This is a genomic window from Massilia sp. BGA-UO-ETr-WB1 (assembly GCF_059567845.1).
The window spans coordinates 567,344-585,675 of record NZ_JCAQOT010000027.1; the positions used below are offsets into that span (position 1 = coordinate 567,344).

The 18,332-nt window shown below is 66.1% G+C and carries 12 protein-coding genes; 5 read left to right on the forward strand and 7 right to left on the reverse strand.

Annotation, left to right across the window (positions count from 1 at the left end; all coding sequences use genetic code 11):
- The first annotated feature begins 32 nt into the window (after positions 1-32).
- Together AC56DV_RS29545 and AC56DV_RS29550 are read left to right on the forward strand one after the other, a co-directional pair.
- Entirely contained in the window at positions 33-3,155 is a 3,123-nt protein-coding gene (locus AC56DV_RS29545; protein WP_496317773.1) for a TonB-dependent receptor, read from the forward strand.
- Between the two features lie 38 nt (positions 3,156-3,193).
- Positions 3,194-5,050: a serine hydrolase domain-containing protein gene (locus AC56DV_RS29550; protein ID WP_496317774.1), complete on the forward strand. Its 1,857-nt coding sequence runs from the start codon at positions 3,194-3,196 to the stop codon at positions 5,048-5,050.
- A 31-nt stretch (positions 5,051-5,081) separates the two neighbouring features.
- Here AC56DV_RS29550 and serB read toward each other — a convergent pair whose 3' ends face one another.
- From serB to AC56DV_RS29585, 7 genes are all read right to left on the reverse strand, one after another.
- On the reverse strand, positions 5,082-5,948 hold the full coding sequence (gene serB / locus AC56DV_RS29555) for a phosphoserine phosphatase SerB (protein WP_496317775.1): 867 nt from the start codon (positions 5,946-5,948) through the stop codon (positions 5,082-5,084).
- Positions 5,949-5,952: 4 nt separating this feature from the next.
- Entirely contained in the window at positions 5,953-9,408 is a 3,456-nt protein-coding gene (gene mfd, locus AC56DV_RS29560; RefSeq protein ID WP_496317776.1) for a transcription-repair coupling factor, read from the reverse strand.
- A gap of 100 nt (positions 9,409-9,508) precedes the next feature.
- Positions 9,509-11,464: a phosphatase PAP2 family protein gene (locus tag AC56DV_RS29565; RefSeq protein ID WP_496317777.1), complete on the reverse strand. Its 1,956-nt coding sequence runs from the start codon at positions 11,462-11,464 to the stop codon at positions 9,509-9,511.
- A 98-nt stretch (positions 11,465-11,562) separates the two neighbouring features.
- Complete coding sequence (locus AC56DV_RS29570) at positions 11,563-12,297, reverse strand: carbonic anhydrase (protein WP_496317778.1); 735 nt, start codon at positions 12,295-12,297, stop codon at positions 11,563-11,565.
- Between the two features lie 107 nt (positions 12,298-12,404).
- The gene (locus tag AC56DV_RS29575) at positions 12,405-13,340 is read right to left on the reverse strand and encodes a 5'-nucleotidase (RefSeq protein ID WP_496317779.1); all 936 of its coding nucleotides are present in this window, start codon (positions 13,338-13,340) and stop codon (positions 12,405-12,407) included.
- Positions 13,340-14,614, reverse strand: a complete 1,275-nt coding sequence (locus AC56DV_RS29580) for a GAF domain-containing protein (protein ID WP_496317780.1) — start codon at positions 14,612-14,614, stop codon at positions 13,340-13,342. Before AC56DV_RS29580 ends, AC56DV_RS29575 begins: the two co-directional genes overlap by 1 nt.
- Positions 14,615-14,625: 11 nt before the next feature.
- A complete protein-coding gene (locus AC56DV_RS29585; protein WP_496317781.1) occupies positions 14,626-15,717 on the reverse strand; it encodes a serine/threonine protein kinase in 1,092 nt (363 codons plus the stop codon).
- A gap of 111 nt (positions 15,718-15,828) precedes the next feature.
- On the opposite strand from AC56DV_RS29585, the gene AC56DV_RS29590 reads away from it, so the two are divergent.
- The 3 genes from AC56DV_RS29590 (at position 15,829) to tssB (ending at position 18,331) form a co-directional block, all read left to right on the forward strand.
- Entirely contained in the window at positions 15,829-16,575 is a 747-nt protein-coding gene (locus AC56DV_RS29590; protein ID WP_496317782.1) for a serine/threonine-protein kinase, read from the forward strand.
- Positions 16,576-16,703: 128 nt separating this feature from the next.
- Positions 16,704-17,774 carry a type VI secretion system protein TssA gene (tssA, locus tag AC56DV_RS29595; protein ID WP_496317783.1) on the forward strand — a complete coding sequence of 357 codons (1,071 nt, stop codon included), beginning with the start codon at positions 16,704-16,706 and terminating at the stop codon, positions 17,772-17,774.
- A 56-nt stretch (positions 17,775-17,830) separates the two neighbouring features.
- Positions 17,831-18,331: a type VI secretion system contractile sheath small subunit gene (gene tssB / locus AC56DV_RS29600; protein ID WP_057154627.1), complete on the forward strand. Its 501-nt coding sequence runs from the start codon at positions 17,831-17,833 to the stop codon at positions 18,329-18,331.
- The last annotated feature ends 1 nt before the right edge of the window (position 18,332 follow it).

The window sequence follows — 18,332 nt, forward strand, 5'->3', positions numbered from 1 at the left end:
AGCTCACCAAAATAATTAAAGGGGACCTACGCATGCGATCGACCAGCAATACTCATTACCTCATCCGTCCCACCATTTGTGCCGCCGCTGTGGCGGGCGCGCTTGCCATGCTGGCCGCGCCCGCAACCCTCGCGCAGGAAGCCCCGGCAGCGGGCAGCGCCAGCGTCGTGATCGTGTCCGGCACGCGCCAGTCGGTGGCCAGCGCCATCGACCGCAAGAAGAACGCAAGCACGGTGGTCGATTCCATCGTGGCCGAAGACATCGGCGAATTCCCGGACAAGAACGTGGGCGAGGCGCTGTCGCGCGTGACCGGCGTGCAGCTGTCGCGTGACTTCGGCGAAGGCTCGCAGGTCAACATCCGCGGCGTGGAAGCGAATCTGAACCGGATTGAAATCAACGGCCTGTCGGTGCTGAGCACCAACGGCACGGCCGGCCGGGGCGCCGAGCTGCGCGAACTGCCGGCGGAGCTGATCAAGTCCATCGACGTGTTCAAGGGCGTTACCGCAGACCAGACCGAGGGCGGGATCGGCGGCACGGTCAGCATCAAGACCAACCTGCCGCTGGACTTCAAGACGCGTGCGCTGGTGGTGAAGCTGGAAGGGGAGCACAGCACGAACCGGGGCGGCGTGCAGCCGCGCGGCAGCCTGCTGTTCGCCGACAAATTCCTCGACGGCCGCCTGGGCCTGATGGCCAACCTGGTGTACGACAAGGTGTACACGCAGAATGACTACGTACGCAACAGTAACTGGCGCTACTTCCGCGACTGGGACCAGTCGCCGGAAAAAACCAACAACAGCCTGAATCCGCGCGCCGCCGCCGTCGGCTCGAAGGCCGGTTGCGCGGCCCTGAGCGGCGCCGACAAGACCGCCTGCGACAGCCAGTGGTTCGATTACTCGCCCGGCGTGCCGCGCTACGGCATCTGGACCCGCGACCATGAACGTTCCAGCGCCGAGCTGACCGCGCAGTACAAGGTGGATAACAACCTGAACGTGTGGGCGCGCTATAACAAGAACAACCAGAAGCAGATGCTCAACGACCGCAATTACGTCACCGATTTCGGCGCCGTGAAGCGTTTCTCCACGTCCGGCGTGGCGCCCGTGTATGGCGCCAACGGCGCGCCGCTGAGCACCCCGGCCGCGTCCTGCGCCGAGCCGCCCACCGGCGTGACGCCGCCAGGCATGTCCTTCACCAATCACGTAATGACGTCCTTCAGCGCGGGCAGTTGCGTGAACGTGCCGGGCGAGGGCGCTTCCTACAACTTCAACACCGCCGCGCGCGACTTCGCTCTGAACATCGATTCCAATTACCGCTCGGGCGGCTTCAACTGGAAGAACGGCGCCTGGTCGGCCGAAGGCCTGGTGGCCAAGACCAATTCGTTCTACGAACTGCACACGAATAACATCGTGATGGACGCGAACATCCCCGGCCTGCAAGTCAATTTCGACGAGCAGGGCTTGCCGAAGTTCGTCTTCCCGGCCAACTACGACCCGAACAAGAGCAGCAGCTACACCCGCATCCGTTCGCAATACCAGCCGTCTTTCACCGACAACACGGAAGACCAGCTCAAGCTGGACCTGAAGTATCGCCCGGACATGCCCTTCCTGACCACGCTGCACTTCGGCGGCCAGGGCCGCAAGTCCACCTCCGAGCAGTACCGCTGGACGGGCTACATGGCCAACGGGGGCGCCAACCCGAACAGCACCGCCGACGACATCATCGTGCGCAGCCCGGAAGTGGTGCACGAGATTATTTTCGATCCGCTCAACACCAGCGGCGTGCTGCGCAACGGCGGCGCCACCATACCCGGCGCCGGCCTCACCGCCAACAACACCACGCGCTACGTGACCGCGCCGCAGATGGCCAACCTGGTCGACGCCATCCGCGTCAACACGCCGGGCAGCTTCCTCAACGGCTACGATGGCCTGAGCGGCTATCCCTCCGGCTGGATGGCGCCCAGCTTTGCCAACTCGGCGCAGTTCTTCGACCTGGGCCGCTACAACCACGACCTGTTGCGCGAATCCATCGGCAGCGACGGCAAGACCTACCCGATGCCGCCGCAGTTCGCCGTCTCGGAGCGCATCAAGGCTTTCTATGTGCGCGCCGACTTCGAGCATGAGCTGTTCGGCGTGCAGTTGGACGGCAACATCGGCCTGCGCTACGCGGGCACGGAAACCCAGGCCACCGGCCTGCGTTCCTACCGCGCCTACTCGCTGAACCCGACCAGCGGCGCGCGTGTCGAGACGGTTCTGGCCAATGAAATCGTCACCGTGAAGAACAAGTACAGCGATACGCTGCCGAGCTTCAACCTGGCCGGCTGGCTGGTGCCGAACACGCTGGTGGCGCGGGTCGGCTGGGGCAAGGTGATGTCGCGGCCCTTCATCGACCGCCTGACGCCGACCGTCAACTGCATCGCCAACAGCGGCCAGTCGCAGTTCGGCGGCGACGGCAGCGCGGACGACTGCACCGGCGGCAACGTCAACCTGAAACCCTTCCGCGCCACCAACAAGGACCTGAGCGTGGAATGGTATCCGTCGCGCGACTCGCAGCTGTCGCTGGCGTTCTTCCGCAAGGACATCGCCAGCTATATCCAGAACGACGTGGTGCTGCCCGGCCAGGACGTGTTCGGCGATGGCAGGCTGTGGGACCTGAAGACGTCGATCAACAGCGAGGGCGCGGTGACCAAGGGCTGGGAACTGGCCGGCCGCACCGCGCTGACCATGCTGCCCGGCCTGCTCGGCGGCCTGGGGCTGGACGCCAACTACACCCGCATGTCGTTCGCCTATGCGCCCGGCAAGGAGCTGCTCAACCCGCTGGACAACACGGTGCTGCCGTATCCCGGCATGTCCCGCAACAGCTACAACGTGGGGATCTGGTACGACCTGGGCAAGTGGAACGCGCGCGTGGCCTACAACTACCGCGACGCCTACTACACCGGTTCGGTGGATGCCAACGCGTCGCTGCCGGTGTACGGCGAAGCGGTGGGCTTCCTGGACGCGAAGATCCAGTACCGCGTGACCGACAACCTGACCATCTCGTTCGAGGGCAAGAACTTGTCGGATGAAGCGCAGTACCTGAACTCCGGCTCCACCTCGCGCCGCAACGAGATGGCCTGGTCCGGCCGGCGCTACTTCGTGGGTGCCACCTACAAGTTCTAAAGTGGGAAGTTGCGCCTACTGCTGCTAAAGTAGGCGCCATGGCTATTTTTACTACACTCCGGTATTGGCGGCGTGCCGCTTTCTCCTTGCTGCTGGCGCTGCATGCGGCCGGCGCCTGCGCCGCTACCGCGCCCGCACCGGCGCCGCTCGGGCCAATGTTCGAGCGCGCGCTGCAACAGGAGGGGCTGGCAGGCACCGTCTGGAGCATCGTCGGCGAGGACGGCGCGGTCGCCACGGGCGCGGCGGGGCTGAAGAACGCCGCCACCGGTGAACGCATGACTGCGGACAGCAAGGTGCACGTCGGCTCGGTGGCCAAGACCGTGCTGGCGCTGGGCGTCCTGCGGCTTGTCACGGACGGCAAGCTGACGCTGGATACGCCGGTGGCGCCGCTGCTGCCGGCCGTGCCGATCGATAATCCCTGGAACGCCACCGACCCGGTGCGGGTGCGCCACCTGCTGACGCACACGGCGGGGCTGGACAATGTCCGTTTCTGGCAGATGTTCAGCAAGGAGCCGCGCGCTGACACGCCTTTGGCTGACGCTTTCGCGGGCGATCCTTCGCTGCTCAAGGTGAACGCCCGGCCCGGCAGCCGCTTCGCCTACTCGAACATGAGCTATGCCTTGCTGGGCATGGTGATCGAGGTGGCCAGCGGCGAACGGTATGAGCGCTACCTGGACACCAAACTGCTGCGGCCGCTCGGCATGGCCGACAGCACGTTCGAATTCGTTTCGCAGGAAGGGCTGTCCGGCGACAAGCGCCTGGCGATGGGGCATTTCGAGCGCGGCGTGCCGCAGGCGGCTGTACCCATCTATTTGCGGCCGGCCTCGCAGTTCACCACCACGGCGGCCGACATGGCGCGCTTTGCCGCATTCCTCATGGGGGACGGGGCCGGGCTGGTGCAGAGTGAGTTGATGGGGCAGTTGGAGCGGCCGGCCGGCACGGATGCGGCGAAGGCCGGCCTGCTTGCCGGCCATGGACTCGCGCTCGCGGTGCGCGACCGCCACGGAGCCGTGGGCGGCTGCCATCCGGGCGTCACGGTCGGTTTTTCCGCCATGCTGTGCGTCTACCGGCCGCAGGGCAAGGCATTCTTCGTCGCTTTCAATGCGGACGTGGAGAACGCCAACTATGAGCAGTTCTACCAGCGGCTGATCGCGGAGCTGGCGCTGCCGCCGCGACGCGGCCCCGTGCTTGCCGGCGCAGACGCAGGCGCCCGGAACGAGGCGAATGCGGGGTGGGGCGGCCTGTATGTACCGGTCTCGTTCACCATCTCAAGCTTCGCTTGGGCTGACGTGGTTTTCAATTTCGTGCGGCTGGACTGGGATGGCGCGCAGTTGCACTTCATCCCTCTGCAAGGGAAACCCAAGGTGCTCAGCCATGCCGGAGGGCCGCTGTACCGGGCGCAGGACCGCGTCGAACCGTCGCATGTGCTGCTGCGCTCACGGGACGGCAGGCGCATGGCAACCGACGGCTTGAGGACGCTGGAACAGGTTCCGCTGACGAAGATGGTGCTGCTCTGGGCGAGCCTGGCCGCCGGCCTTGCGGGGCTGCTGTATGTGCTGGTTTGCGGCTTGTGGCGCCTGTTCGCCCGGCGCCAGGATGGCGCGGCGCGCTATGCCCCGGCCCAGCCGCTGACAGTCCCGCTGGCGGCGACGCTCGCCTTGCTGCTGCCGGTGCCGTTCTTCCTGACCCAGTCCTTCCTCGAACTGGGCGACCGCACGGCGGCCAGCCTGCTGCTGATGGCCGTTACCGCCGCGCTGCCGCCGGCAATGGCCTGGGGACTGTGGCGCGCACAGCGCACCAGGGCGTGGTTCGATTGCCTCGCTCTCGCTGCGGTACTTCAGTTCCTGGCTGTGCTGGCGGCGTGGGGACTGATCCCGTTCCGCCTGTGGGCGTGACTGTGAGGCTTAGGGACGCAGCCAAGAGCGGTTAAGCCAGCAGATTCAGGATGCCGTCCAGGCCGACGAAGTTGAGGGCCACGCTGGCTTGCTCGCGCACCACCGGCTTGGCGCGGAAGGCGACCGACATGCCGGCCACGCTCATCATCTTCAGGTCGTTGGCGCCGTCGCCCATCACGATGGCTTCGCCGGTGCTGATGCCCAGCGAGGCGCAGCAGTGCTCCACCGTGCGCTTCTTGACTTCCGCGTCCACGATCTCGCCCAGCACCTGGCCGGTGAGCTTGCCGTCGATGATTTCCAGCTCGTTGGCCAGCGTGTAGTCCAGGCCGAGGCGTTCTTTCAGGCGCGCGGTGAAGAACGTGAAACCGCCCGACACCAGCAGCGTCTTCAGGCCGGCGCGCTTGACGGCGGCCAGCATGTTTTCCGCGCCCGGCGACAGCTGCAGGCGCTCGTCGTACACGCGCTCCAGCGCCGACGCGTCCAGCCCTTCCAGCAGCGCCACGCGCTTGCGCAGGCTGGCGGCGAAATCGAGCTCGCCGCGCATGGCCGCTTCGGTGATCTCGGACACTTGCGGCTTCAGCCCCTGCATGTCGGCGATTTCGTCGATGCATTCGATGGTGATGAGCGTGGAGTCCATGTCCATCGCCACCAGCTTGAATTCGTCCAGCTTGTGCACACCCATCATGTAGGTGGCGTCCAGCTGGGCCGCGTGGGCGGCCACTTCGATGGTCTGGCGCAGCGCCACCGAGTAGGTGATGCCTTCGCAGCGGATGGCGTTGTCGGAAATGCGGACGATGCGCTGCGGCGCGGTCAGCGCGGCGATGCGCTCCAGGCGCGCCATGCAGTTGCCCAGGCCTTGCAGCACCAGGTTCATCGTGTGATCGTTTGCGTTCTTCATCAGGTCAGGCTACCAATTGTTTAATTGCGGTCTTGATTTGCGTAACACGCGCCGACAGGTCCGGCATGTTCGCGGTGATCTTCAGTTTATCCTGCCCATTGAGCTTGATCTGCTTGTTTTTTTGTATCAGCGTAATGATGCGCATCGGGTCGATCGGCGGCTTGGGCATGAACTGCAGCGTGGCCGCCTCGCCGTGCGCGTCGATCTTGATGATACCGACCGTGGCCGCTGCGATGCGCAGGCGGTGCGTCTCGATCAGCGCCTTGGCCGCCTCCGGCAATTTGCCGAAGCGGTCGATCATCTCTTCCTGCAAGTCGTCGATCTTGTCCTGGGCAGAGCAGTTGGCCAGGCGCTTGTAAATCGATAGCCGCTCGTGCACGTCGCCGCAGAAATCGGCCGGCAGCAGCGCCGGCACGTGCAGGTTGATCTCGGTGGTGGTCGACAGCGGCGCCGCCAGGTCCGGCTCCTTGCCGGCCTTGAGCGAGCGCACCGCTTCGTTCAGCATGTCGGTGTAGAGCTGGAAGCCCACTTCCAGCATTTCGCCGGACTGGTTCTCGCCCAGCACTTCGCCCGCGCCGCGGATTTCCAGGTCGTGCATGGCCAGGTAGAAGCCGCTGCCCAGTTCTTCCATCTGCTGGATCGCGTCCAGGCGGCGCTGCGCCTGCTTGCTCAGGCTTTGCACGTCGTTCACCAGCAGGTAGGCATAGGCCTGGTGATGCGAGCGGCCGACGCGGCCGCGCAGCTGGTGCAGCTGCGCCAGGCCGAACTTGTCGGCGCGGTGCATGATGATGGTGTTCGCGGTCGGCACGTCGATGCCGGTCTCGATAATCGTGGTGCACAGCAGGATGTTGTAGCGCTGCGCCACGAAGTCGCGCATCACTTTTTCCAGGTCGCGCTCGTGCATCTGGCCGTGCGCCACGGCGATGCGCGCTTCCGGCAGCAGTTCGGTGAGCGCGGCCATGCGGTTCTGGATGGTTTCCACTTCGTTGTGCAGGAAGTAGACCTGGCCGCCGCGTTTCAGTTCGCGCAGGCAGGCCTCGCGGATGATGCCTTCATTCTCGCCGCGCACGAAAGTCTTGATCGCCAGGCGCTTCTGCGGCGCGGTGGCGATGACGGAGAAGTCGCGCAGGCCTTCCAGCGCCATGCCCAGCGTGCGCGGGATAGGCGTGGCGGTCAGGGTCAGCACGTCCACTTCGGCGCGCAGCGACTTCAGGGCCTCTTTCTGGCGCACGCCGAACCGGTGCTCCTCGTCGATGATGACCAGGCCCAGGCGCTCGAACTTCACGTCGTCCGACAGCAGCTTGTGGGTGCCAATGACGATGTCCAGCGTGCCGTCCGACATGCCCTTGATGGCTTGCGCGATCTCTTTGCCGGTACGGAAGCGCGACATTTCGGCGATGCGCACCGGCCAGTCGGCAAAGCGGTCGGCGAAGGTCTGCGCGTGCTGTTCGGCCAGCAGCGTGGTCGGCGCCAGGATGGCCACCTGCTTGCCGCCCATGACGGCGATGAAGGCGGCGCGCAACGCCACCTCGGTCTTGCCGAAGCCGACGTCGCCGCACACCAGGCGGTCCATCGGTTTGCCGGAGGTCATATCCTTGAGCACATTGCCGATGGCGGCCGCCTGGTCCGGCGTTTCGTCGAAGCCGAAGCTGTCGGCGAAGCGTTCGTAGTCGTGCGCCGAGTACTCGAAGGCGTGGCCCTGGCGCAGCGCGCGGCGGGCGTAGAGATTGAGCAGCTCGGCGGCGGTGTCGCGCACCTGTTCGGCGGCCTTGCGCTTGGCTTTTTCCCACTGGCCGGAGCCGAGCGAGTGTAGCGGCGCGTCGTCCGGCGAGGCGCCGGAATAGCGCGAGATCACGTGCAGCTGCGATACGGGCACGTACAGCTTGGTGTCCTTGGCGTATTCCAGGTGCAGGAATTCGGTTTCGCCTTCCCCCAGGTCCATGCTGGTCAGGCCCATGTAGCGCCCGATGCCGTGGTTGATGTGCACCACCGGGTCGCCGATCTTCAGCTCGGACAGGTCGCGCACCATGGATTCGACCTGGGTGACGGCTTCCTGTTTCTTCTTGCCGGCGCGCCTGCCGGAGCCGGCATACAGCTCGGTCTCGGTGATGAAGACAATCTGGTCTTTGCCGGCGGACCATTCGAAGCCCGCGTGCAGCGGCGCCACGCCCAGCATCAGCTTGGCGTCCGACTGCAGGAAGCCGTCGAAGCCTTCCACCGGCGTGAGCGTCAGATCGAATTCGCCGAAGTACTGCTGCAGCGTTTCGCGGCGGCCGTTCGATTCGGCGCACACCATGACGCGGCGGCCGGACTGCAGCAGGTAGGCGCGCAGGTTGGTGAGCGGGTCTTCCAGGTGGCGGTTGACGGCGATGTTGGGCACCGGCGCCGAGATCTCGGACGCTTGCCCCAAGTCCTCGCGCGTAATGCCGATGCGCGCGTGCGGCTTGGCCAGCGTGAAGAACTGCTCGTCGCCGAGGAAGATGGCTTCCGGCGCCAGGATGGGGCGTTCGCGGTCCGACTTCAGGAAGCGGTAGCGCGATTGCGTATCGAGCCAGAAGCGCTTGATGGCGGCGTCGATGTCGCCCACCATGGCCAGGGTGGAGCCTTCCGGCAGGTAGTCGAACAGCGTGGCCGTCTGGTCGAAGAACAGCGGCAAGTAGTACTCGATACCGGCCGAGGCGATGCCACTGCTGATGTCCTTGTACACCACGGAGCGCGAGGGATCGCCCTCGAACAGCTCGCGCCAGCGGCTGCGGAAGGTGGTGCGGGCCGTTTCGTCCATCGGGAATTCGCGGCCGGGCAGCAGGCGCACTTCGTTCACCGGGTACAGCGAGCGCTGGGTGTCGGCGTCGAAGGTGCGGATGGTTTCGATGGTGTCGCCGAACAGGTCCAGGCGGTAGGGCAGCGCGGAACCCATGGGGAACAGGTCGATCAGGCCGCCGCGCACCGAGTATTCGCCGGGCGACATCACTTGCGTCACGTGGGTATAGCCGGCCAGCGTGAGCTGGGACTTCAGCCTGGCCTCGTCCAGCGACTCGCCCTTCTTGAAGAAGAAGGTGTAGGCGGCCAGGAAGGACGGCGGCGCCATGCGCACCAGCGCGGTGGTGGCCGGGACGATCATCACGTCGCACTGGCCGGACTGGATTTCATGCAGCGTGGCCAGGCGCTCGGACACCAGGTCCTGGTGCGGCGAGAAGGCGTCGTAGGGCAGGGTTTCCCAGTCGGGCAGCAGGTGGCAGCGCAGCTTTGAGTCCGCGCCTTCGCCGGCGAACCAGGGGATTTCGTCGAGCAGGCGCTGGCCGTCGCTGGCGTTGGCGACGATCACGGCCAGCATCTGGCCGCGCGCCTTCAGTTCAAGCGCGGCCAGCGCCAGCGCGTAGGCGTCGGCGGAACCATGCAGGGTGGGGAGCGCAAAGCGGTTGCCAGGCTTCGGAAGTGCTTTTTTTAAGTCAAAGGACATCGATGACATCTATGAACGGTTGAGCGCGCGGGACAGGTCCCCGCGCGCTCCGCACATTATAGACGATGCCACTCTGTGGCGTGGTCCCGGATATGTTCCGTTACACGCTGAGCTTCAGCTGCAGGCCGGTATCTGTATAGACAGCTTCCACCTTGAAGCCCGCTACCGTGATGGTGTCGAACTTGCCTTTCAGACTGGCGGCCGAGATGACGTTGAGCGTGTCGCCGGCGGCCGGCTTGTAGCCGTTCTGGAAGCTCACGGTGAGCGTGCCACCCGCCACTGTCATGGCGCCCGCCACCGCCAGGCGGCCTTGCTGCCCGCTGCCCAGCTTCAGTTCCAGGGCGCCGGTGGCCAGTTGCGTGTAGCCGGCGGCCAGCGCCAGGCTGGCCGGCGCGTTGCTGACCAGCGTGCCGCCGCTGACGTAGACGTCGCCCTTGCCGAAGGCGCTCACGGAATTACCCTCCAGGCGGCCGCCTTCCAGCACGGTGCCGCCGGACCAGCTGTTGTTGCCGCCCAGTTTCAGCGTGCCGCTGCCTTGCTTGGTCAGCTTGCCGCTGCCCGAGATGTCGTTGCGCCAGCGGTCGATGGCGTTGAAGCCGCCCTTGGCCGCGTCCATGGCCACCACCACGTTGCCGGTGAAGACGCCATAGCCGTCCGCCGCGGCGAACAGGTTCAGCCTTCCCCAGCCTTCGGCGTCGTCCAGGATCGGATAGCCGGACGGCAGCGCGGTGGTTTTCAGCACCACGCGGCGCTGCGCTTCGCTCAGGTAGGGCAAGCGGGTTTCAAGCAGGACCTCGGCGCCTCTCGGCACCACGGCCGGCGCGGTGGTGGAGCCCGTTTGCGTGAAGCCGAAGGTCAGGCGGCGGATGTAGGCGGCCTTGATGGCGGCGTAGTCGGCGAAGCGGTCGTTGGCGGCCGTGCCGGAGTGGGCGTAGTCGTAGAAGGTGTCGGCGGTGGTGCCGGTCTTGAGCATCAGCGTTGCGTGCGCCTGCGCCACGGCGGCGGTCTTGGCGGCTGCGTTGGCCGGGTCGGCCAGGTTGGCCGCCGCCACGGCTTGCGCCTGCACCCGGCCGCTGATCACGTCCAGCGGCGAATGCATGCCGGCCAGGATGCGGTTTTCGCCCAGCTCCAGGCCGCGCGAGATGATCTCCTGGTAGCGTTCCGGCACCGCGTAGGCCATGCCCAGCGCGCCGCGCACCGCTTCGGCCGAGTGGCCGCTGGTGAAGCCGCCGTCTGTGGTGGGGGTGCTGCTCTTGGCAGGGTTCAGCGCCGGCACCACCACCACGCTGCTGCTCCAGCGGTAGGGGCGCGCGTATTTGTAGAAGCGCTTGGCCGGCTCGGTGGAGCCGTTGTTGCCCATGGCGTTGACCAGCGCGACCACGCTGCCGAATTCGGCGTTAGCGCTACCTGCGACGCCCGTGTTATTGCCGCTGTCGTTGTACAGCACCGTGGTGGCGTCGGCCGGGATGCCGGTGATGCTGGTGGTCTGGCGCGCGGCGCTGCGCCACGCTTCTGTCAGCGGGCCCATGCCGTCGGTCAGGCTGTAGCCCTTGCCGCGCCGGTCGTCCAGATAGGCGGCCAGTTCCTGCGCCGGGGTGCGGCTGGCGGTGGCTTTCACCACGTAGTCGATGTTGGCGTTGTGGACGGCGGCATTGACGATGGTGCCGCCCGGCGTTCCGTCGTTCGGCACGCCGGTCCAGGCCGAGGCGACAACGGCGGGGAAGCCGGCAACGGCTGGCGCAGTCTGGCCGGCGTCGACGATTTCGGTGAGGGGCTTCCAGATGTCGAGCATGCCGATCAGCACGCGCACGCCGGCGTTGGTGGCGGCGGTGGCGTAGCGCGCGTCGCCGCGCTGGTTGCTGGCGACGTTGTCGACAAAGGCGGGTACGTTGGCGGGGACGGGCGCCGTATCGGCGGCGCCCTGGTCGGCCGGTGCGGCCGGAATGGCGAGCAGCTGCGGCGGGTTGTTGTCAGAGCCGCCGCAGGCGGCCAGCGCCAGGGCGGCGCTTACCGCGAGTGCCAGCGGCAGGCGGCGCAACAGATTCAGGTCTTGCATGGGTTTCCTTGGGTAGTTAAGTCAGGGCTAAAAAACTACCCGCATGCTACCCATGCAATGTTACGACCTTGTGACCGCTAACATTTCCTCCGCCGTGCTCAGTCCAGCACCGGGCGGCCGTTCAGCGCCTGCACCGGACGGTTGTTCGGATGATGGATCAGTTCCGCGAACTCGGCCACCTGGGCTTTGGACACCGTCACCGGATTCTTCATCACCAGCCAGCGCACGCCTTCGGAGCACGGCGGCGTGGTCAGCGAACCGCTGAAGCGGTAGTAGGCATGCTTGGCGGGCAGCAGCGCGGCGGCCGAGAGCGGCGTTGCCAGCGCGTTCTTCACGCCGGCTTCTTTCGGCAGCTGCGGCCACAGCGCGGCCAACGCCTTGTTCTCGGCGCCTTCCTTGAACATCACGGCCACCACGGCCAGGTTGCCGTCCTTGTCCGCGTGGACCAGGTGCACCTCCAGCGGGTAGGACACGCCGGCGATCAGGTTTTCGCTGGGGGCGTGGAAGTGGTACTGCTTCAGTTCAAAACGCTCGCCGTCCAGCCACAGCGCGCTGCCGGGCGCGAAGCCCACCTGCAGCGTGTGGCCGTTGTTCAGCACTTCATTGCCGCCGGCCTTGTAGTCCATCTTCAGCGGCTTGAGCGCGGCGTGGATGCTGCCTTTCAGGTCGACCGGGGACTGGTTTTTGCCGCTCTGGCAGGCGTAGTTGTCGGGCGAGAGTTTGGCCCACTGGTCCGGGCCTTCGGCGCCGGAGTAGCCCCAGTGGCTGCCGTCTGCTGCGAATGCGGTGTGGCCGAGGCAGGCCATCAGGGCCGCGAGTGCGAGTCGTTTCATTGGTAAAGCTCCATGGTTGATTGCGCCTTCTTATATTTTAGTGGAGGCGTGCCGGCGAATATACGCCGAAAGTTGCTAGCGGTTATTACGCCAGCCTTAAGAGGGAGCTAAATCTGTACCGGATTTGCAACGCCGAACGGCACGTGCACCATGGGGATGGTGCCGCCTTCGGACTTCAGGTGGCTGAGCTGGTCGTCGAAGAAGATATGCGGCTTGAGGATGGCCAGCACGCGCGCCTTGTCCATGCCCCCCAGGAAGAAGGTTTCGTTGGCGGACACGCCCCAGTTCTTCAGCGTGGTGACCACCCGTTCGTGCGAGGGCGCGCTGCGCGCGGTGACGATGGCGATGCTCAGGATGCGCTTGTAGCCGGGACCGCGGCGCGCCAGCGCGGCCTCGTAGCGCTGCATCACGTGCAGCTTGCGGAACAGGTCCGCCAGCGGGCCGGGGCGGTGCGGAATGGCCACGCGCTCGGTTTCGTGGGCGTGGAATTCGAGCACGTCGTTGTTGCGCTTGTAGACGGTTTCGGATTCGTCGTCGGCGATCACGCCGTCGAAGTCGAAGGCCACGCGCAGCTCCATGTCGTCCTCGTCGTCGTCGATCAGGGACGGCAGCACCAGGCCGGCGGGGTAGTTGTTGTCCAGCGCGCTGCGCACGTCGGCCGCGTTCGCGCTCAGGAACAGCGAGGTGTTGAAGGCGGGCAGATAGGTGTAGGGCGACTTGCCGGTGACGAAGGCGGCGCGCGAGATGTCCAGGCCGTAGTGGGCGATGGACTTCATCACGCGCAGGCCGGTTTCGGGCGAGTTGCGCGACAGGAGCACCACTTCCACCGGCATCTGCCCGGGGAAGTGCTTGTTGATGTTGAGGAAGCGCCGGATGAAGGGGAAAGCCACGCCCTTGCCCAGTATGGTGTCGATGTTGGCTTCCTGGTATTTGCGGTACTCCTCTTCGCCGCTGTCGACGTAGACCTGGTGCGAGGCGCTCAGGTCGAACAGGGCACTGGAGGCGATGCCGATCACCAGCTTGTTGTGGATGGGGTAGGACATCAGGCCTTCCGCAGCACGCCGCTGACCTGGAAGCGGATTTCGCCGTCCGGGCCGGGCGTGGTGGTGATGTGCAGCTCGCTGATGCCGTGCTGCGCGGCGGCCAGCAAGAGCGGGCTGACGGCGTTGGCGACCAGCGTCTGCTCCACGCCGGGCAGGGCCGGGACGGGCGGGCGCGCCGGCCTGGCGACAATGGTGGCATCGGCATCGGCATCCGGCGCTGCGTTGGCGTTGGCGGGGGCGGCGGCCGGGGCGGGGCGGGCAGCGGGCGGCGGCAGGGTGTCGGCCAGAGATGCGTCGGCGGCGCCGAAGAACTGGTTCACCATCCAGCCGAATTCGCGCCGCGTGGTCACGCAGTAGATCGGCGTGGCGTGCGGGAACACACGCTGCACCGCGCCGCTGGCTTTCAGCTGGTCCGGGTCCACCGCCAGGATGAAGATGCCGTGGCGGCCTTCCTCGATCGGCATCCACTGGTTCTGCACCACGTATTCGCGGTTGAAGCTGTCCAGCAGGCCTTGCGGGCGGCGCCGGTCCACCTGGAACATGAAGTAGGGCACGCCGAAAAAGTCGGCCAGCGCGCGGCCCACCAGCGCCGGCTTGATGGCCAGCTCGTCCAGCAGCACGTCTTCGATGTCGAGGTTGCGGGCGGCCGCGCTGCGCAGCGCCTGCTCCAGCTGCACGCGCGGCAGCGCCGCTTCGGACAGCATGGCGGCAAAGCGGCTGCGTTCGCGCGTGGGCGCCTTCTGGCGGTGCGCGAAGGCGATGGCGATCGAGTCGCACAGATGCTGCACGCCTTCCTCCACCATGGCGTCGAAGGCGCCGCCCTTGTGGTTGTTGATCAGCTGGAGCACGCCCAGCACCGCGCCGTCCTCGGCCAGGATGGGCGCCACCAGCATCTGCTGCGTGCGGTAGCCGGTGCGCCGGTCCACGCCCTGCTGGAAGCACAGCTCGGCGTCGTGGCGCCGCAGCTCGGCTTCGTCGTACACGTCCAGCAGGTTGAGCGTCTTCTTCGACAGGGCGGCGTAGCCGGCGATGCTTTGCGCCGAGATGGGCAGCTTGAGCTGCTTGAACGAGGCCAGCCCGGTCTTCACCTTGGACACCATGCTGGCCTTGTCGTCTGACAGCGCGTACAGGGTGAGCCGGTCGCCGCTGAACAGCTCGCACAGCTCGGACGACATCTCCAGCATGATGTCGTCGATGTCCTGCGTGGCGTGGATCTTGTTGGTTAGCAGTTGCAGGCGCTTGAAAAAGTGCAGCCGGTCCTCGGCGGAGCTCATGGCCGCGCCCCTCACCGCTTACCGTCCGGGCGGATGCCGGGCGGCGTGGTGATCACGGTGGCGTCCTGGTCCACGTCGGGCGCCGCCGGCAGCGGCAGGCCCACGCCGGAAACCTGGGTGGCGTCGGGGTCCGCGCCCGGGGCGCCGGTTTGCCGCAGCGGCGGCATGGTGCCGTAGGGCTGCGCGCCGGGGCCGCCGGCCAGGAAGGAATTCGGCACCCGCACCTGCGGCGGCATGGTGTCGTCCAGGTTCACCTCGTCGCCGTTCAGGGCGCGTTTCAGGTCTTCCTTGAAGCTGCGCGCGCTCGGGTAGCGGTCTTCCGGGCGCTTGGCCAGCGCGCGCAGCACCACGCGGTCGAACATGGGGCTGAGCAGGGGATTCAGGGTGCTCGGCAGGGCCGGCTGCTCGTAGACGATCTTCTGCTGCACCGCGAACAGGCCCTGGCCGACAAACGGCTTTTCGCCGGTCAGGAACTGGTACAGCACGATGCCGGCGGCGAAAATGTCCGAACGCGGGCCGACCGCCTGGCCGGTGATCTGCTCCGGCGACATGTAGCTGGGGGTGCCGACCATGGTGCCGGCTTCGGTGTGCTTGGCGTTGACGTCCTGCATGCGCGCCACGCCGAAATCGGTCAGCTTCACGCGCAGCTGCCCGCTGAGCATGATGTTGGCGGGCTTGATGTCGCGGTGGATGATGCCCTGCTGGTGGGCGTAGTCCACCGCGTCCAGCAGTTCGCAGGTCATGCGCACCGAGTCCTCCAGCGTGAAGTCGAGCGAGAACATCTGGCTGTCGTCGAAGTAGCTGCCCAGCTCTTCGCCGGCGATCAGCTCCATCACCAGGTAGGCTTCGCCGTTTTCCTCGCCAAAGTCGTACACGGTGACGATGTTGGGATGGTTCAGGCGCGCGACCGCCTGCGCCTCCTGCGTGAAGCGCGCGGAATACTCGGCCCGCAGGGCGGGATCGTCGATCCGGCCCATGTGGATGACTTTGATGGCGACCCGGCGGTTCAGCTTGGGATCGACACCTTCATAGACCAGGCCCATCGCGCCGCGTCCCAGCACGCGCAACAATTGATACCGGCCCAGCTGCTTCAATTCGTTCATGTGGCTATGGTGTTGCAATGATGTGAAAATTGAGACCAGCGAAAGATTCAGTTTATAGCAGAAACGTCTCGTCGTATGATAAGCGAATGACAACCTTGTAATCCAGCGCCTATGCAAATAAATATCGGCAGCCTGTTGCCGGGCCATGCCGGCGGCTATTTGCTGCGGCGCGCGCTGGCCCCCGGCGTGTGGCTGGCCGACGGGCCGGACGGCCGGCCGGTGGCGCTGAAGCTGGCGCCGCCGCCGGCCTTTCCACCCGCCGGCCTGCGCCATCCGCGCATCGTGGCGGTGCTGGAGGCCGGCGGCTGCGGCCCAGCGCATACACCCTATATCGTCATGGAATATATGGACGGCCCGTCGCTGCCCGCGCTGCTGGAAGCCGGGCCGCTGCCGCCCGCGCGCGCCGTGGCGTGGATGGCACAGTTGCTCGAGGGGCTGGCCTACGCCCACGGGCAGCAGGTGGTGCACCGCGACATCAAGCCGTCCAACCTGCTGATCGACGCCGGCGGCGGCCTGAAGATTGCCGACTTCGGGCTGGCCAGCCAGCCCGGCATCGCCAGCGCGCACGGCACGCCCGGCTACATGGCGCCGGAGCAGATGCGCGGCCAGGCCGACTGCCGCAGCGACCTGTTTGCCGCCGCCGTGGTGCTGTACCAGATGCTGGCCGGGCGCCGGCCTTACGAGGGCACGCCGTTCCAGCTGATGCAGCAGGTGCTGCTCGAGCCGCCGCCGCCGCTGCCGCCCGAGCTCGCTGTTTTCGAGCCGCTGCTGGCGCGCGGGCTGGCAAAAACGCCGTCCGGGCGCTATCAGCATGCGAGCGAATTCCGGGCTGCGATCCTGGCAATCACTTATGCATAACGCGGCGCTTCTTGCAATATATTTAGACCAACATTTGCGTGACAAAAAACAATTATTTTCTGCAATGTTTACGGAAAATTCTAGTATAGTCGTGGTCGAAAACTAGACTGTTTGCCAAGGGTGGTGGAGTGGATATCGATTCTTTGCTGGTGGACGTGGAGGCGGATGCGCCCTGCGGACCCAATCTCGAGTATGACCCGGATTTCCTGGGGCTCGAACAGGCTATCCTCGGCAAGCCGGAGGTTCAATACGGCGACACCATCACGCCGGCCGTGCCTCCCGAATGGAAGCTCGTCAAACGGCTGGCCACCGGCCTGCTGGAGCGCAGCCGCGACTTGCGGCTGGCCGTGTCGCTGTCGCGCGCGCTGCTCGCGCTCGAGGGCATGCCGGGCCTGGCCAACGGCCTGGCGCTGATCGAGCGGCTGCTGGAGCGGCGCTGGGACAGCGTGCACCCGCAGCTCGACCCCGACGACGACATGGACCCCATGTTGCGCATCAATTCCCTGGCCACGCTGGCCGACAACGCCTTCCTGCGCGAAGTAAAAGAAGCCACGCTGCTGATGCTGCCCGGACTGGGCCCGCTGTCGCTGCGCACGCTGGAAGTGGCTAACGGCGAGCTGCCGCCGGCAGAGGGCGAGAGCAAGGTGGAGCTGCATTCGATTGCCGCCGCCCTGCAGGACGCCGACCCGCAACGGGTGGCCGCCAGCAGCGCCGGCCTGGCCGCCGCCTGCGACAGCGTGACCCAGATCGAACTGACCCTGGTGCGCCAGGTGGGCAGTTCGCAGGCGCTGAACCTGGACGCGCTGGTGCGCCTGCTGCGGCGCGGCCGCGACTTCTTCGCCGAGCAGGCCGGCAGCGCCGCCGATGAAGGCGCAGCCGGCAGCGAAGCGGGCGGCGAGGAAGCCGGCGACGGCGCAGGCGACAGTGCCGCCGTTTCCGGCAAGGGCGGCGCGCGCGCCGCCGCCATCAGCGGCGAAGTCGCCAGCCGCGCCGACGTGATCCGCATGCTCGACAAGATCAACAAGTACTACCAGCAGTACGAGCCGTCCAGCCCCGTACCTTTATTGCTGGAGCGCGCCAAGCGCCTGGTTCCGAAGAACTTCTTCGAAATCATGGAAGACCTGGCGCCGGACGGCATGACGCAGCTGCTGGTGGTCAGCGGCCCGCGTGAAGAAGAATCACAGCAGAGCGAATATTAAATTCGAGAGTACCAGGCACCAAACCGGGTCGTTTCTATCACTAGGAGGAGTAAATCGTGGGCAAAGAAAGTAGCCAGAAGTTCATCGCGCGCAACCGCGCGCCGCGCGTGCAGATCGAGTACGACGTGGAAGTCTACGGCGCGGAGAAAAGCGTGCAGCTGCCTTTCGTGATGGGCGTGCTGGCCGACCTGTCCGGCCAGCCGGCCGATCCGCTGGCGCCGGTGGCGGACCGTAAATTCCTGGAGATCGACGTCGACAACTTCGACGAGCGCCTCAAGTCGATGAAGCCGCGCATCGCGGTGCAAGTGCCCAACACGCTGACCGGCGAGGGCAATATGGCGGTCGACATGACCTTCGAGAGCATGGACGACTTCACCCCGGCCGCCGTGGCGCGCAAGGTGGAATCGCTGAACAAGCTGCTCGAAGCGCGCGGCCAGCTGTCCAACCTGCTGACCTATATGGACGGCAAAACCGGCGCCGAAGAGCTGATCGGCAAGCTGCTGGCCGAACCGGCCCTGATGCAGGCCCTGACCTCGGCACCGAAGCCGCAAGAATAAT